Consider the following 14,911-nt stretch of genomic DNA (forward strand, 5'->3'; position numbering starts at 1 on the left):
CGGCTCAATGGGCCGAGGAAGTCTTGAGGGTGGTCCAGGTACGCATGCGCGCGCGCATGTCTTTCTGGGTAATGTCCTTGCCCGGGATCAGCCGCGCGTAGGTTTCGTCGCTGACGTAAATGTCCGGGTTGTCACGCATCTGCGGCTCGACCAGCGGCCGTGCCTTGGCGCTGGAGGTGGGGTAGCCGGTGAACGAACTGATGGCGGCCATCTGCTGCGGCTGCATGACGAAGTTGATAAAAGCGTAGGCGTATTCCGGGTGGGCGGCATCGGCGGGAATGGCCATGCTGTCCATCCAGATGGTCGTGCCTTCCACCGGGATGTGGTAGCGGAACTCGACCTTTTTACCGGCGGCATCGGCGGTGCGCTGGGCCTGGATCATGTCGCCGCTGTAACCGAGGGAAATGCAGGTGTCACCATTGACCAGCTGGGTCACCGGCTGCGACTGGAACTTGCGGATGTACGGCTTGATCGCCCCGAGCATCTGCCGGGCGGCGAGCAAATCATCGGCCTTGCCGCTGCGTGGGTCCTTGCCCAGGTAGTGCAGCACCACCGCCAGCACTTCGTCGGGCGAGTCGATCATCGAGATGCCGCAGTCGGCCAGCAGCGCGGCGTTTTCTGGCTTGAACAGCAGGTCGAGGCTGTTGACCGGGGCATTGGCGATGCGCTGCTCGATGGCCGCGCGGTTGTAGGTCAGGCCAATGCTGCCCCAGGTGTAGGGCACGGTACTCTCGCGCGAGTTGGGGTGGCGCTGGTGCAGGCGCTGCAGGCCGGGCTCGATGTCTGCCAGGTGTTCGAGTTTGGCCGGGTCGAGCTTTTGCAGGGCGCCGGCGCGGGCCAGGCGTTCGGCCACGGTGTCGCCGGGGAAAATCAGGTCGTAGCCGCTGTTGCCCGAGAGCAGCTTGGCCTCCAGGGTTTCGCTGCTGTCCATGACGTCATAAATGACCTTGATGCCGGTCTGGGCGGTGAAATCCTTGAGGGTGTCTTCGGCAAAGTAATCGGCCCAGTTGTACAGGCGCAGCACTTTGTCTTCGGCGTTGGCCAGGCTGCAGCCCAGGGCCAGGGAAAGGGCGATCAGGGTTTTCAGGCTGTTCATGCGCCATGCCTCCAGGTGCTGTGTGGGTGACGGCCGTCCAGGCTCAACAGGGTGGCGTACATTTCCGGGCGGCGGTCGCGGTAGATGCCCCAGGTCAGGCGCTCTTCGCGCATGTGCGCCAGGTCCAGCTCGGCCAGCAGCATGCAAGGGCTGTCGCGATCGGCTTCGGCCAGCAGGCGGCCCTTGTGGTCGGTGATGAACGACGATCCATAAAAACGCATGTGCAGCTCGGCATCGCTGCGCGCCACTTCAACGCCGGTGCGGTTGGCGGTGATCACCGGGAGGATGTTGGCGGCGGAGTGGCCGCGCTGGGTCAGTTGCCAATGGTCGCGCGAATCCAGCGCCGCAGCGCCGGGCTCGGAGCCGATGGCGGTGGGAAACAAGAGGATTTCTGCACCTTGCAAGGCCAGGCAGCGGGCGGTCTCGGGGAACCACTGGTCCCAGCAGATGCCCACGCCCAGGCGCCCGACGGCGGTGTCCCAGACCTTGAAACCGGTATCGCCGGGGCTGAAGTATTCCTTTTCCTGGTAGCCGATGGCGTTGGGGATGTGGGTCTTGCGGTAGACGCCGAGCAAGCGCCCGTCGGCATCGGCGACGGTCAGCGAATTGAAGTAGGCATTGCCGGCCTGCTCGAACCAGCTCAGCGGCAATACCACGTTCAGTTCCGCCGCCAGGGCGGCAAAGCGCTGCAACAGCGGGCTGTTTTCATAGGGTTGCGCCAGAGCCAGGTGCTCGTGGCATTGCTCGATGCAGAAGTAGGGCGTGGCGAACAGCTCGGGCAGCAGGATCAGCCTGGCCCCGGCCGCCGCCGCCTCGCGCACCAGCCGCTCGGCGTTATCGAGGTTGTCTTCAAGGTTCCAGCTGCAGGCCAGCTGCAGGCTGGCGACACTCAGCGCGCTCATGGCTTGGCTCCTTTCAGGGGCCAGGCCGGTTGCTGCTGGGTGATGCAATGCACGCCGCCACCGCCATGGGCCAGCTGGTTGATTTGCACCGGTACCACGCTGCGGCCGGGGAAGGCCTGCTGCAGGGTGGCGGCGGCCTGCTGGTCGGCGTCGATACCGTAGGCGGGCATGATCACCGCGTCGTTGCACAGGTAGAAGTTGGTGTAGGAGGCGCAGAACACTTCGGCATCGGTGTCGACCGCAGCGGAAGCTTCGTACAGGTCGATCAGCTCGAAACTGCGGCCACGGGCGTCGGTCGCCAGTTCCAGGGCGCGGCGGTTCTCCTTCGCCACCTGGGCGTAGACCGAGGTTTGATCTTCGGTGGCATCGACCAGCAGCACGCCCGGCCGGGCGAACGCGCAGACGCCGTCGACGTGGCCATCGGTCATGTCGCCAGTGACGTAGTCCGGGTCGCCCGGCAGCCAGATGACCTTGTTCACCCCCAGCAGGCGGACGAAGATTTCTTCCATGTCCTGCTTGCCCAGGCCCGGGTTGCGGTTGGGGTTGAGCAGGACCGATTCGGTGGTGATCAGCGTGCCGTCGCCATCGACATGAATGGCGCCGCCTTCGTTGGCCAGAAAACTGCCGAAGCATGGCAGGCCCAGGCCATTGAGCACGCGCCGGGCCAGGCCTTCATCGAGGTCGTGGGCCGACTTGCCGCCCCAGGCGTTGAAGCGCCAGCTGACCCCGGCCAGGCCTCGCTGCGGGTGGCAGATGAAGCTTGGGCCGGAGTCGCGGCACCAGCTGTCGTTGACGGCGATTTCGATCAGCTCGATGTTGGCCCCGCACAACGCGCGGGCCTGGCTGACGGCGCTGGGGTCGACGACCATTTTCACCGGCTCGAAGCGGGCGATGGCGTTGGCGACCCGGGCGAAATCCACCTGCACAGCCGCCAGGGTGACGCCCCAGGTCGACTCCCACAGGGCCTGGTTGTGCGGCCAGACCATCCAGGTGGCAGCGTGGCGAGCCCATTCGGCGGGCATGAACCAGCCGTTGTTGTTGGCGCTGTCGTTGTGCATTGCAATACCCTTCAGTTAAGTAATTGTTTTCAGCAAGGTTGCCGGGGTGTCCATGCTATAACTGGGGTCTGCACCTGAACAAACGATGGATTTTGCCGATATATGATTAGCTGGGCTTATCAATCATGCTGAAACACTGGCCACCTCTGAACACGCTGCGCGGTTTTGAAGCGGCGGCGCGCCTGGGCAGTTTTCACAAGGCTGCCGAAGAGCTGCACCTGACCCAATCGGCGATCAGCCAGCAGATCCGCAGCCTGGAAAACTACCTGGAGCAACCGCTGTTCTTTCGCGAAGGGCGCAGCGTGTCGCTTACCGATGCCGGCCACGACCTGCTCAGCACCACCCAGGTGATGCTGCAGCAACTGACCGTTGGCATCCGTCGCCTGGAGCAGTACCGCAAGCCCAACCAACTGGTGGTCAACACCACGCCGGCGTTTGCCCGGCACTGGCTGGTGCCGCACCTGGGCGACTTTCATCGGCTGCACCCGGAGGTGGACCTGTGGCTGTTCACCAGCGATGAAATCCCTGACATGACCACCCAGACCATCGACATTGCCGTGCGCGACGACATCAGTGCCCAGGCCGATTGCAGCTTTCACGTGTTGTTGCAGGATCGGCTGTACCCGGCCTGTCACCCGCGCCTGCTGGAGCTCGACGTGGCGCGGCGGACCACCCTGCACGGCGAGCGGGAAATGGACTGGAGCTACTGGCACACCCAGGGTGGCGAGGCTGTGGGGCAGAAGCTGCAGGGCCTGAATTTTTCCGACCCCGGGCAGTTGCTTGACGCTGCCAGCCAGGGCTTGGGCATTGCCCTGGTGAGTGGCTTGCTGGCCGGGCAGGCGCGTGCGCAAGGCAACCTGGTAGCGCTGACCGAGCAGACTGTGCGCGGGCCCAAGTGGGCGTGGCTGGTGCACCGTAACAGTGAAGGGGAGGCCTTGACTGTGAGCTTTTGCCAGTGGCTTGAGCAGTGCCTGGCAGAGGGCTCAGGGCTTAATGGTGACCCAGCGCCAGCGCGCTGATGATGCAGACCGAGCCGTCGCTGGCCGGCGTGCTGTCACTGTAATCAACCTGGTTGTAGACGCCGCCGTGGAAGTTGAAGGTGCGGCTGTTCCAGCTGGCATCCATCTGCAATGGTCCGCTGCTGGCGGTGCTGCCCTTGCAGGTGGCAGCGAGGGTCACCACGCCCTTGGCGGTGACATCGAGAATGATCTCGAACGCGGTGCCCAGCGGCACATTGGCCAGCAGGGTGACGCTGGCCGGGGCGCTCTGGTTGTAGCTTCGGCGAAAGCCGTAAGTGAGCTTGCCCTTGTTCCAGAACACCTTGACCACCGGGCTGTCGTCGTCTTTGACGTGCAGTTGCGAGATCACCACCTTCTGCGCCGCGTTGACCTTGCTCAGGGTCATGCTCTGGTGGTTGTGGTGTTTGCTGGCGCTGGCGAGCGACCAGTAGGTCGGTTCTTTCCATTCGCAGCGGGTGCGGTGGGTGCTTTTGCTCGACGCGCCTTTGGTTGGGGCGGTGAAGCGGACCGAGCCGTCGTCGAGCCTGGCGATGATTTTCGGCAGTTGCGCCAGGGCCTGGGCGCCGGTCAGTTCCAGGGCGGTGGGGTCGCTGGTGGACTTGGGTACCGGGGTGGTGATTGTTAGGCGGTCAATGTTGACGCTCATGGGTTTCTCCTTCGGTTTTCGGTGTGGGCCCTCTCTGAAATGGATGTGGGCTTGAGCTAATAATTAGCTGCAAGCTAAAATTTCGTCAATAGCTAAACTGCGCTCGGCTTCGAGCCCTATCGCGGATCAAGTCGAGACCCGCGATGAGGCCGGCGCAGTCTAGAGAAACCAGCGATACTCCCGCGCATTTACTTCATGCATGAACGCCAGGTGGTCCTGCCTCTTGTTCTCGCAATAGACCATGACGAACTCACTGCCCAACCGCTCATTGACCACCGGGTGATGACGCATGGCCGCCACCGCCGCGAGCATGTCCTTGGGAAAGTCGATGCCGCTGCTGCGGTCTTCGTTGAGCGGCGCAATCGGCTCTTTGCCGGCCTCCAAACCGTGTTCCATGCCACTTAAAATCGCTGCCAGCACCAGGTATGGGTTGGCGTCGGCGCCGGCCAGACGGTGTTCGATGCGCAGGTTGCGTGGGTCCGATTCGGGGATGCGAATGCACGCGTCGCGGTCTTCAAAGCCCCAGCTGGCGCGGCTCGCGGCGTTGACCATGGCGCCGTAGCGGCGCATCGCGTTGTGGTTGGCGGCAAAGATCGGCATGCACTGCGGCAGCAACTCCAGGCAGCCAGCCACGGCATGGCGCAGCGGGCGCTGGTTGTCGGCAGCCAGCAGGTTGTTGCCCTGCTGGTCGTAGAGGCTGACATGCACGTGCATGCCGCTGCCCGGCGCGTCGAGGTAGGGCTTGCTCATGAAGCTGGCGCGCATGCTGTGCTTGAGCGCCACGCCACGGGTGCTGCGGGCGAACAGGGCGGCCCAGTCGGCGGCGCGCAGGCCGTCGTCGCAGTGGCCGAAGTTGATCTCGAACTGTCCGGGGCCCAGTTCTGCGGTAATGACGTTGGCGTCCACGCCTTGCTCGTTGGCGGCCTCGACCATGTCCCGCAGCACGTCGGAGTAGCGCGACAGGCGCTCGATGTGCATGTTCGGCTGGTCATCGGCATCGCCGCTGAACGGGTCGCGGGGGAACTGCGGCAGGCCGTCTTTGAGCGCGCGGTCGAACAGGTAGAACTCAAGCTCAAAGGCCACCACCGGGCGAATGCCGCGCCGTTCCAGGCGTTGCAGCACCCGCGCCAGCACTTCTCGGGGCTCGAACTCAATGGGCGCGGCGGTGCCGTCAGAGCTGATCAGCATCTGCCCCAGCGGCTGGTTCTCCCAGCGCACCGGCTTGAGAGTGCCGGGGATCAGCCGCCGTGGCGCGTCCGGGTCGCCGTCGTTGAAGCAGTAGTCGCCGATCGGGTGCAGGCCGCCCTGAACACCGAGCAGCACGCAGTTCTGCGGCAGTTTCAGGGCGCTGCCGGCGGCGACTTTTTCGAGCATGTCGATCGGGTAGCGCTTGCCATAAAAGTGCCCGGGGATGTCCAGGCTGATCAGGTCGACATAACGCACCTGAGGATGCTCGGCGCGAAATGCGCGTACTTCACTAAGCAGATCAGGGCAGTCTTTTATTGTTGTCATCACGTGCGATCCTGCGCTTGGTTTCAACGGAATACCCAGAGCACCCGGGTACTGTGTTCGGTCAGGTTGGCGTAGCGGAACTGGCTGTGCGGCGGCAGCTGGAAGCTGTCGTTGGCCTGCAGGGTGACCGGCTCTGGGGCGTCATCGAGCCAGAGGCTCAACTCGCCTTCAAGGACAAACCCGCCTTGCTCGGAGCTGTCGTCCAGGTGCCCGTCACCGCTGCTCGCGCCGGGCGCCAGGTGGCTTTCAAGCATCGAGAAACCGCCGTTGAGCTTGGGCGAGACCAGCACGTCGGTGACCCCGGCGGCGTAATACAGGGTGCGCCGTTCGCCGGGGCGGGTGACCCAGTCGACTTGCCGCGGCTTGCTCAGGTTGTAGAAGTAGGTCGTCGGCACGCACAGGGTTTCGCTGATGGCGGTGAGGTCGGCCACGGTCGGGCGCGACAGGCCGCGCTCGACCTGGGACAGAAAGCCCACCGAGCGGTCGATGCGTTCGGCCAGCTCGCCGAGGGTCAGGTTGCGGTGCTTGCGCAGGTCGCGGATGAGGATCGCCAGGCTTTCGATTTCTTCCTGCATGTCCATAAAGGGGCTCTCTCAAATAGTGTCGCGCAGGCGGTACCAGGCTTTGCCGGCAGCTTCCAGCGGCGCGGCGAGCAGGTCGCCACCGGGGAAACGGCCGTTGTCGATGGCCTGGTACAACGCCAGCAAATCGTGGTTGCTAAGGATCGCATCACTCACCGCGCGGGCGCCGGCCAGGGTCGGCAGCACGCCATGCCCGGAGAAGCCCTGCAGCCAGTAGCGCTGGCCCTGGCGGCCGATGTCCGGGGTGCGGCGCAGGCTGCAGTCGATATGGCCGCCCCAGGCGTAGTCGATCGCCACGCCCTGTAGCTGCGGGAAGGCCCGTTCCAGCACCGGGCGGGTGGCGGCGGCAACGTCCTTGGGGATACCGCCCAGGTAGGTACAGCCGCCGCCGAACAGCAGGCGCTGGTCCGGGGTCAGGCGGAAGTAGTCGGGGACGAACTGGTTGTCGATCACGCAGCTGTTGCGCGGCAGCAGCGAACGGGCCAGGGCCGGGTCCAGGGGCGCGGTGGCCACCTGATAGGAGCCCACCGGCAGCAGGCGCTGCGACAGTGGTCGGTCAAGCTGGTCGATGTAGGCGTTGCAGGCCAGCACCAGCACGTCGCTGCGGATTTCGCCTTTTTCAGTGCGGGCGACAAAGCCTGCCGGGGTATCGCGGTAGCTGAGCACCCGGCTTTGCTCGAAGATCCGCCCGCCGGCCGCTTCGATGGCGCTGGCCAGGCCCTGGGCCAGTTTCAGCGGGTTGAGGTGGGCGCCTTCGGCATCGTACAGCGCGGCCTGGTAGCGCGGGCTGCCGATCCATTCGGGCAATTCGTCGCGCTCGATCACCCGCAACTGGTCATAGCCCCATTTAGTTTCGGCTTCGTGCCTGGCCTCGTGGAGCATGGCCACCCGTCGCGGTAGCACCGCCGCCCACAGGCTGCCACGCTGGTAATCGACGGCAAAACCGTGGCGCTCGGGCAATTCACGCAGCTCGCTGGCGGCCCAGCGCATGCTGTCCCACAGGCGCCGTGCGCGTTCCTGGCCAAGGGCCTTTTCCAGCGGCGCCATGTCGCACGACCACCCCAGCAACGCCTGCCCGCCGTTGCGCCCGGACGCCGCCCAGGCCACCCGGCTGGCTTCCACCAGGGTCACCCGCTTGCCGGCGAGCGCCAGGCGCAGGGCGGTGTGCAGGCCGCTGAAGCCGGCGCCAATGATCAGCACCTCGGTGTCCAGGCGTTCCTGCAGGGTAGGGCGCAGAGGGATGGCGGCGGGGTAGGTCTGGGCGTAATAGCTGGCGACATGCTGGGCAGATTGCTTGAACACGACGGACCTCATGAATTTTTATTGGTATTTTTTCATGAAAAACTACCAGATAAATTTCACGAGGCCAAGCGAGGCTCAGCGTTCAATGGCGCGCAGGCTCTAGACCGCAGGTTTGTGATGGTGCCGGTGGCTTGCGATCTCGTCAGCCAGGCGCGGGCTGTAGCTGCGCGTGGGGATGCCGGTGAGGCGTTCAAACATCAGCGCGAACTTGACGTCCAGCGCCCGCTTGCCGGTCATGTAGGCATTCAGGGTGGTGACGCTGACGCCCATCTCGGCGGCCATGCGCCGCTGCGACACCCGCTCTGCCTGGGGTTGCCCGGCTTTGAGTGCAGCAAATGCCCTGCGCATTGCCAGCAGCTCTTCTTCTTCCCACACCCACAGATTACCGCTCATGATTCGATCTCAGTCACACGGATTCGGTCGAGCAATCCGTTGCTGGAATCGCTACATCCTACTGCTGTTGTCTAGTGTCCATTAACCGACCAGAGCGGTCGGTTGTTTTGCCATCATACTCTTCGTGCGTTCCAAACTAGTAGCACCCGGCCATGAATGTGCAGTTTTTCCAGCGCCGCGCCTTCGATCAATACCGGCGGGTACAGCGGATTGTCGGCAATCATCCGCAAGGCGCCATCGGTCAGGCGTTGCAGGCGTTTGACGAACAAGTCGCCGTCGAGGCTGAACACGAAGATGGCATCGCTGCGCACCTCGTGAATGCCACGGTCGACCAGCAGCGGGTCGCCGTCGTTGAAGGTGCCGGCCATGCTGTCGCCATCGCCGCTGATGATTGCCAGGTTGTGCGCGGCAGAAAAACTGATGCCCTGGCCGCGCAGCCAGTCCAGGTGCACGGTCAGGTCGCGGATTACTTCGACATGGGCCGGTGGCGTGTTGCCGTTGCCCATCGAACCGCGGATGTCGAAGTGGGCGATGCTGACGAACTCGCCGCTGGCCGGTACACCAGCCTCGCCCTGTAGCACATCCATCCAGCCGGCAGGCAGGCGCTCGGCCTGCTCGATGCGCCGGGCCACTTCATCGCCGAGGTTTTTTTCTGTGCGCAGCGACAGGATCTGGCTCAGGTGCGCCGGGCTCATGCCCCAGCGCTCGGCACAGCTGGCCTTGCGTTGGGTGCCGAGCAACTGCAGCAGGTTGTGCTTGCGAATCGCGTAGATATCCATGGGGTGCAGAATGCCACTATTTAGCTCGATGCTAAAGAGGGGCCCGGCGTTACTCACGCGATTATTGCACCCGCACTACGCTTGCCGGTGCGCTCAGCAGGCGCTGGCGCAGCAGGTCGTAGGCCCAGTTGTAGGCCATGGTGTAGGGCAGCATGAAGGCGAAGAAACCGATCTCCAGCAAGAACGCCTGCACCAGCGACACGTCGAGCATCAGCGCTGCGATCGGCACGCCGATCAGCACAAAGCCAGTTTCAAAGCCGCCGGCGTGAAGGGCACGGACCTTGACCGTACGCGCGACCCGGCTGACCGGCCAGAGACGGTCGAACGCCGCGTTGTAGAGCATGTTCCAGATCATCGCCACGGTCGACAGCATCACCGCCAGCGCGCCCATTTCCAGCATCGAGCGGTTCAGCAGCCAGGCGCCGATCGGTGCGCAGATCAGCACGGCGATCAGTTCGAAGCCGACGGCGTGGACGATGCGTTCAGCAAAGGATTTGTGGGTGGCTTGCAGTTTCATGACGTCACCTGAAGGTGTGTTTCGGTGAGGCCATTCTCATCGGTTTTTTGCTTATTTGAAAAATAGCTTCCATCGCTAAAAGCGATGGATTGATTGGGTTGCCTGGCTCAAGTGCTGATATCAGTACAGTTGATATCAGATTTAAGTTTTGACGGATTGCTCGATATCAACGCCCAGAGGAGCATGCACACACCATCCATCACCCAAGAATAACGACCCATGACCCTCTCTACTGTGGCAGCACTGCAACTGGGTTCGCACCCCGACGGCAAACAACCAACCCTGGAGGCGATTCTTGCCTACGAGGCTGAAATAAAGGCCGCTGGCGCCCAGCTGGTGGTCATGCCCGAAGCCCTGTTGGGCGGCTATCCGAAAGGCGAAATCTTCGGCACCTACATGGGCTATCGCCTGCCGGAAGGCCGCGAGGCCTTTGAGCGCTATTTTGCCAATGCCATCGATGTGCCGGGCGCCGAAACCGCCGAACTCGCAGCCCTGGCGCAACGTACCGGCGCGCACCTGGTGGTCGGTGTCATCGAGCGCAGTGGCAGCTCGTTGTTCTGTTCGGCGCTGTTCTTCTCGCCGGAGCAGGGCCTGGTGGCCAACCACCGCAAACTCATGCCGACCGGCAGCGAACGGCTGATCTGGGGCCAGGGCGACGGCTCGACCTTGCCGGTGATCGATACCCCGGTGGGCAAGATCGGCGCGGCAATCTGCTGGGAAAACCACATGCCGCTGCTGCGCATGGCGATGTACGCCAAAGGCATCGAGGTGTGGTGTGCACCGACGGTGGACGAGCGCGACAACTGGCAAATCTCCATGCGCCATATCGCCCACGAAGGGCGCTGTTTTCTGGTCAGCGCCTGCCAGTACCAGCCGTCGCCACGCGACCTGGGCACCAGCCTGCCGCACTGGGATGACGACCGTCCGCTGATGCAGGGCAACAGCGTGATCATCGGCCCCATGGGCGAGGTGATTGCCGGGCCATTGAAGCACGGCCCCGGTTTGCTGGTGGTGCAGATCGATTCGGCCGAGCTGGTCAAGGCGCGGTACGACTTTGATGTGGTCGGCCACTATTCGCGCCCGGATGTCTTCACCTTGCTGGTTGATGAACGGGCGAAAAGCTCGGTGAAGTTCCAGCAATAACCCGAAGTGGGCAGGGCGCGCGTGCGCCGGTTGCCCTGATGTTGCTGCACACCTGGCTTCGTCCTGAGGCCAGGTGCCTGTCGATTCCGACACGCTCTGAGGTTGATCGTTGCTTTGAAGTTTCTGCGCTTTGCGTTGCCCTGCACCAATAAGAAAAATACTAGAGGCTTGTCAGAAATGAATAATGGTTCGCACCTGCTGTACCGCAAGATCGCCTGGAAGATATTGCCGCTGCTGTTTGTCAGCTACATCGTTTCTTACCTGGACCGGGTCAATATCGGTTTCGCCGCGTTGCGCATGCAACAGGACCTGAACTTCAGCGATGCGGTCTACGGGCTCGGCGCCGGGGTGTTTTTCCTCGGTTATGTGCTGTTTGAAGTGCCCAGCAACCTGCTGCTGACCCGCATCGGTGCGCGCAAGACCATCATGCGCATCATGATTTCCTGGGGGCTGGTGTCGTCTTGCATGATGTTTGTGCAGACGCCTTTGCAGTTCTACCTGGCGCGGTTTTTCCTCGGGGTGTTCGAAGCCGGGTTCTTCCCGGGCATCATCCTTTACCTGACCTACTGGTTTCCGGTGCGCATGCGCGGCAGCGTGATCGCCGTGTTCATGTCGGCCATTGCCATCGCCGGCATTCTCGGCGGGCCGCTGTCAGGCTGGATCATTCGCGCCATGGAAGGGGTGCATGATTTGCACGGCTGGCAGTGGATGTTCCTGCTCGAAGGGGCGCCGGCGGTCATCCTCGGTATTCTGGCCGGCTTCCTGCTGATCGACCGGCCCGAGCAGGCAACATGGCTGAGCCGCGAAGAGCGCCAGCGCATTGCCGCAGAGGTTGGCACGCCCACCGGCAGCACAAGCCACGCACTCGGTGCGGTGGTACGCGACCCGCGTATCTATGCCCTGGCGCTGGTGTATTTCTCGGTAATGGCCGGGCTCTACATTCTCGGTTTCTGGCTGCCGGGGATGATCAAAAGCTACGGCGTCGACGACCCTTTCCATATCGGCCTGCTGACAGCGGTGCCCTACATCGCCAGCGCCGTCGGCATGATCGTCATCGGCAGGCATTCCGATGCCGTCGGCGAGCGCCGCTGGCACCTGGCAAGCTGCATGCTGGTGGCCGCCTGCGCGTTGATCGCCTGCACCCTGGTGCCGGGCAACCTGGTGCTGGGCCTGGTGACCCTGAGCGTGGCGGCGGTCGGCTTGTATGCCTCGATGCCGTTGTTCTGGACCATCCCCACCCGTTACCTGGGCAGTGAATCAGCTGCCGGCGGCATTGCCCTGATCAACTCCCTGGCGCTGTTTGGCGGCTTCACCAGCCCAACGGTGCTGGGGCTGGTCAAGGCCAGCACCGGCAGCCTGGATATCGGCCTGTACCTGTTCGCCGTCTTGCTGGTGGTCGGCGCTGGCGCGCTGATCCTGGCGCTGCCGGCCCGGCTTATCAAAGAGAGCCCAACGTTGGCGGTGCAGGGTGAAGTCTGCGAATCACTGTGAACCCGACGCAAGCCACCAACAGGTCAAGGCAATGAAGACAAAAGTGCAATCGGATGAAGCTGTCGCGGTACGCAAAATCGGCGTGATCGGCGGCTTGGGGGCGCTGGCCGGGGCAGACCTGTTCTACAAGCTGACCCGCTCGCGCCAGGTGCTGGCCGAGCAGTTCAACTGCCACCTGCTGCTGGAGCAGCAGGCTTTCAGCGATGCCGCGTTGCCCCTTTACGCCGGGGCCAGCATCGCCTCGCGCAAGTTCTATGTCTATGAACTGTGCAAGGCGTTCGAGGCCCGCGGTATCGAGACGGTGATGCTGCCGTGCTTCGCCAGCCATACCTTCCTGGGCGAGATCCAGGAGCAACTGAGCCTGCGCATCCTCGACATGATGGCGGCGCTCAAGCAGCACATTGCCGGCCGGTATGCGCCGGGGACGGTGCTCGGCGTGCTGGCCTCGGATGTGGTTCGCGGGTCCGGGCTGTTCGAGCGCTACCTGGGCGGCGACTATCGCCTCAGCTACCCGTCGGCGGTCGAGCAGGCAGCCTTGATGGCGGCGGTGTACGGCGAGGCTGGCATCAAGCACGGCGGGCTCGACGGCGCGCCGTTCGAGGCCGTACAGCGCCTGGCTGGCGCGCTGCAGGCGCAGGGTGCGGCCGTCATCGTACCGGGCATGACCGAACTGGCCCTGGTCTGCGCGGCCTTGCAGCGTAGCGGCATTGCCATGCTCGACAGCAATGCGATCTATGCCGACTTCGCCGCCAGTGAGCACTACCGGCGCGCCGAGACGCCGTTCAAGCTCGGCGTCGTCGGCGGCGTGGGGCCGGCGGCAACGGTGGACTTCATGGATAAGGTCGTGGCCAACACGCCTGCCGGCAAGGATCAGGACCACATCAAAATGGTGGTCGAGCACAACCCGCAGATTCCCGACCGCACCGCGAACCTGCTCAGGGCTGAAACCGATCCGACCATTGCCCTCTACGCCACCTGCCAGCGCCTGGCGGACGCCGGTGCCGATGCCATCGCCATCCCGTGCAACACCGCTCATGCGTTCGTAGCGCGTATCCAGCCGCACCTTGAGGTGCCGATCGTCAACATGCTCGACGAGACCATCGCCTGCATCGTCGAGCAGCATGGATCGAGCACGCCAGTGGGCTTGCTGGCCACCTCGGGCACGTTGCAAAGCGCTGTCTATCATGAGGCCGCGCGGGCGGCCGGGCTGCAGTTGCTCACCCCGGGGCACGAGTACCAGGCGCTGGTGATGGAGGCGATTTACGGGGCGCGCGGGATCAAGGCCGGGTTTACCGAGGGCATCTGCAAGGAGCAGTTGCTGGTGGTCGCCGAGCACCTGTGCGAGCTGGGTGCCGGGGTGTTGATTCTGGGCTGCACCGAGCTGCCCTTGGTGCTCAGCCCGGTGCCGGCCTTGGCCCTGGGGCGGCACCGGGTGGCGGTGGTTGACCCGACCACCGTGCTGGCCCGCGCGTGCGTGCAACTGGCGCTCGATGCCCGGCCTCAGGACAGGCAGAAGGTGTTGTCCACCAGTTGAATGATCAGCGACTTGACCGTTTGCAGCGTGCTGTCGTGCTTGCTGCCCACCCGCGTGCCGATTTCCAGGTCGTAGGAGGGCAGCGGCACCGGGCAGGGAAAGGTCTGCAGGGTGCTGACCCGTTCCATGGCCCGGGCGGCGTGGGTGGGCACCGTGGTGATCAGCTTCGAGCCCACCAGCAGAAACGGCACTGCGGCAAAGTGCGAGGTCGAGGCGCGGATGCTGCGCTTGTAGCCGGCCGCATTCAGCCCCTCGTCGACGATGCCGACGAAACCGCCCGACGACACCAGCAGGTGCGGTCGCTGGGCGTAGTCCTCGGCGCTGCTGGGGATGCTGTTGTCAGCGTCGGCGATGCACAGGTAGTTGCCGCGGCCCAGGCGGTGGCGGGCAATCAGCGGCGACGACAGCCCGCCGGCAGACACGGCGATATCGATCTGATGATGCATGAGCATGTCCTGCACCAGGCCGCTGTGGGTCTGGCGGAACAGAATGCGCAGGCCGTGCAGTTGTTCATCGATCAGCGCCACCAGGCTTTGCCCCAGGGCGATTTCGCTGTCGTCGGAGAGGCCGATGGTGATGGTCCGGCCCTTGATGTCTTTGCCGGCGACCGACAACGCAAAGGCTTGCCGGCAGCGATTAAGGGCCTCGCCAATCAGCGGCGCCAGCTCGTTGGCGCGCAGGGTCGGGCGCAGGCCACGGCCGGTGCGTTCGAACAACGGGTCGGCGTAAATTTCCCGCAGCCGCGCAAGGGCCGCACTGACCGCAGGCTGGGTCACCCCCAGGCGCAGCGCAGCGCGGCTGGCACCGCCTTCTTCGATCAGGGCGACAAACACTCGCAGTAAGTTCAAGTCGACAGAGTCGATATCAATGCTATGCATATCAGATATCTTGATAGTTGATTGATTTATAGTATAGGCGTACGCACAATCCGCGGACAA

General features: G+C 63.8%; 15 protein-coding genes. 4 read left to right on the top strand and 11 right to left on the bottom strand.

All coding sequences use genetic code 11. The annotated features are described in order from the left end of the window. Positions 1-4: 4 nt before the first annotated feature. Genes LOY22_RS10060 through LOY22_RS10070 form a run of 3 tightly spaced genes read right to left on the bottom strand, consistent with a single transcriptional unit; the run spans position 5 to position 3,056 of the window. Positions 5-1,096, bottom strand: coding sequence for an extracellular solute-binding protein (locus tag LOY22_RS10060; RefSeq protein WP_258597297.1), 1,092 nt, complete (start codon positions 1,094-1,096; stop codon positions 5-7). Continuing rightward, positions 1,093-1,998 (bottom strand): N-carbamoylputrescine amidase, encoded by a 906-nt coding sequence (gene aguB / locus LOY22_RS10065; protein ID WP_258597299.1) that lies wholly within the window; start codon positions 1,996-1,998, stop codon positions 1,093-1,095. Before aguB ends, LOY22_RS10060 begins: the two co-directional genes overlap by 4 nt. Then, positions 1,995-3,056, bottom strand: a complete 1,062-nt coding sequence (locus tag LOY22_RS10070; RefSeq protein ID WP_258597301.1) for an agmatine/peptidylarginine deiminase — start codon at positions 3,054-3,056, stop codon at positions 1,995-1,997. Before LOY22_RS10070 ends, aguB begins: the two co-directional genes overlap by 4 nt. 125 nt (positions 3,057-3,181) lie before the next feature. Between LOY22_RS10070 and LOY22_RS10075 the strand changes: the two genes are divergently transcribed. After that, positions 3,182-4,075, top strand: a complete 894-nt coding sequence (locus LOY22_RS10075; protein WP_258597303.1) for a LysR substrate-binding domain-containing protein — start codon at positions 3,182-3,184, stop codon at positions 4,073-4,075. Here LOY22_RS10075 and LOY22_RS10080 read toward each other — a convergent pair. From LOY22_RS10080 to LOY22_RS10110, 7 genes are all read right to left on the bottom strand, one after another. Continuing rightward, positions 4,047-4,721 (bottom strand): polysaccharide lyase family 7 protein, encoded by a 675-nt coding sequence (locus LOY22_RS10080; protein WP_258597305.1) that lies wholly within the window; start codon positions 4,719-4,721, stop codon positions 4,047-4,049. The genes LOY22_RS10075 and LOY22_RS10080 overlap by 29 nt on opposite strands. Positions 4,722-4,880: 159 nt before the next feature. Continuing rightward, positions 4,881-6,233 carry a glutamine synthetase family protein gene (locus tag LOY22_RS10085; RefSeq protein ID WP_258597307.1) on the bottom strand — a complete coding sequence of 451 codons (1,353 nt, stop codon included), beginning with the start codon at positions 6,231-6,233 and terminating at the stop codon, positions 4,881-4,883. 23 nt (positions 6,234-6,256) lie between these two features. Next, positions 6,257-6,814, bottom strand: coding sequence for a helix-turn-helix domain-containing protein (locus LOY22_RS10090; RefSeq protein ID WP_093384648.1), 558 nt, complete (start codon positions 6,812-6,814; stop codon positions 6,257-6,259). Positions 6,815-6,826: 12 nt separating this feature from the next. Continuing rightward, positions 6,827-8,116 (bottom strand): FAD-binding oxidoreductase, encoded by a 1,290-nt coding sequence (locus LOY22_RS10095; protein ID WP_258597310.1) that lies wholly within the window; start codon positions 8,114-8,116, stop codon positions 6,827-6,829. Between the two features lie 99 nt (positions 8,117-8,215). Continuing rightward, positions 8,216-8,509 carry a helix-turn-helix transcriptional regulator gene (locus tag LOY22_RS10100; protein ID WP_045201548.1) on the bottom strand — a complete coding sequence of 98 codons (294 nt, stop codon included), beginning with the start codon at positions 8,507-8,509 and terminating at the stop codon, positions 8,216-8,218. A gap of 113 nt (positions 8,510-8,622) precedes the next feature. Then, entirely contained in the window at positions 8,623-9,288 is a 666-nt protein-coding gene (locus tag LOY22_RS10105; RefSeq protein ID WP_258597312.1) for a S24 family peptidase, read from the bottom strand. 61 nt (positions 9,289-9,349) lie between these two features. Further along, positions 9,350-9,805 carry a multidrug/biocide efflux PACE transporter gene (locus LOY22_RS10110; protein ID WP_258597314.1) on the bottom strand — a complete coding sequence of 152 codons (456 nt, stop codon included), beginning with the start codon at positions 9,803-9,805 and terminating at the stop codon, positions 9,350-9,352. 219 nt (positions 9,806-10,024) lie between these two features. Here LOY22_RS10110 and LOY22_RS10115 point away from each other — a divergent pair, with 219 nt between their 5' ends. The 3 genes from LOY22_RS10115 (at position 10,025) to LOY22_RS10125 (ending at position 13,973) form a co-directional block, all read left to right on the top strand. Continuing rightward, entirely contained in the window at positions 10,025-10,948 is a 924-nt protein-coding gene (locus LOY22_RS10115) for a carbon-nitrogen hydrolase family protein (RefSeq protein ID WP_258597316.1), read from the top strand. 177 nt (positions 10,949-11,125) lie between these two features. Further along, entirely contained in the window at positions 11,126-12,439 is a 1,314-nt protein-coding gene (locus LOY22_RS10120; protein ID WP_258597318.1) for an MFS transporter, read from the top strand. Between the two features lie 31 nt (positions 12,440-12,470). Continuing rightward, on the top strand, positions 12,471-13,973 hold the full coding sequence (locus tag LOY22_RS10125; protein WP_258597319.1) for an amino acid racemase: 1,503 nt from the start codon (positions 12,471-12,473) through the stop codon (positions 13,971-13,973). On the opposite strand, the gene LOY22_RS10130 is transcribed toward LOY22_RS10125, so the two are convergent. Further along, entirely contained in the window at positions 13,940-14,851 is a 912-nt protein-coding gene (locus LOY22_RS10130; protein ID WP_045201538.1) for a LysR family transcriptional regulator, read from the bottom strand. The two genes, LOY22_RS10125 and LOY22_RS10130, sit on opposite strands and share 34 nt — an antisense overlap. Between the last annotated feature and the right edge of the window lie 60 nt (positions 14,852-14,911).

Origin of the sequence: Pseudomonas sp. B21-035, from assembly GCF_024748945.1 — a bacterium.
Lineage (GTDB): Bacteria > Pseudomonadota > Gammaproteobacteria > Pseudomonadales > Pseudomonadaceae > Aquipseudomonas.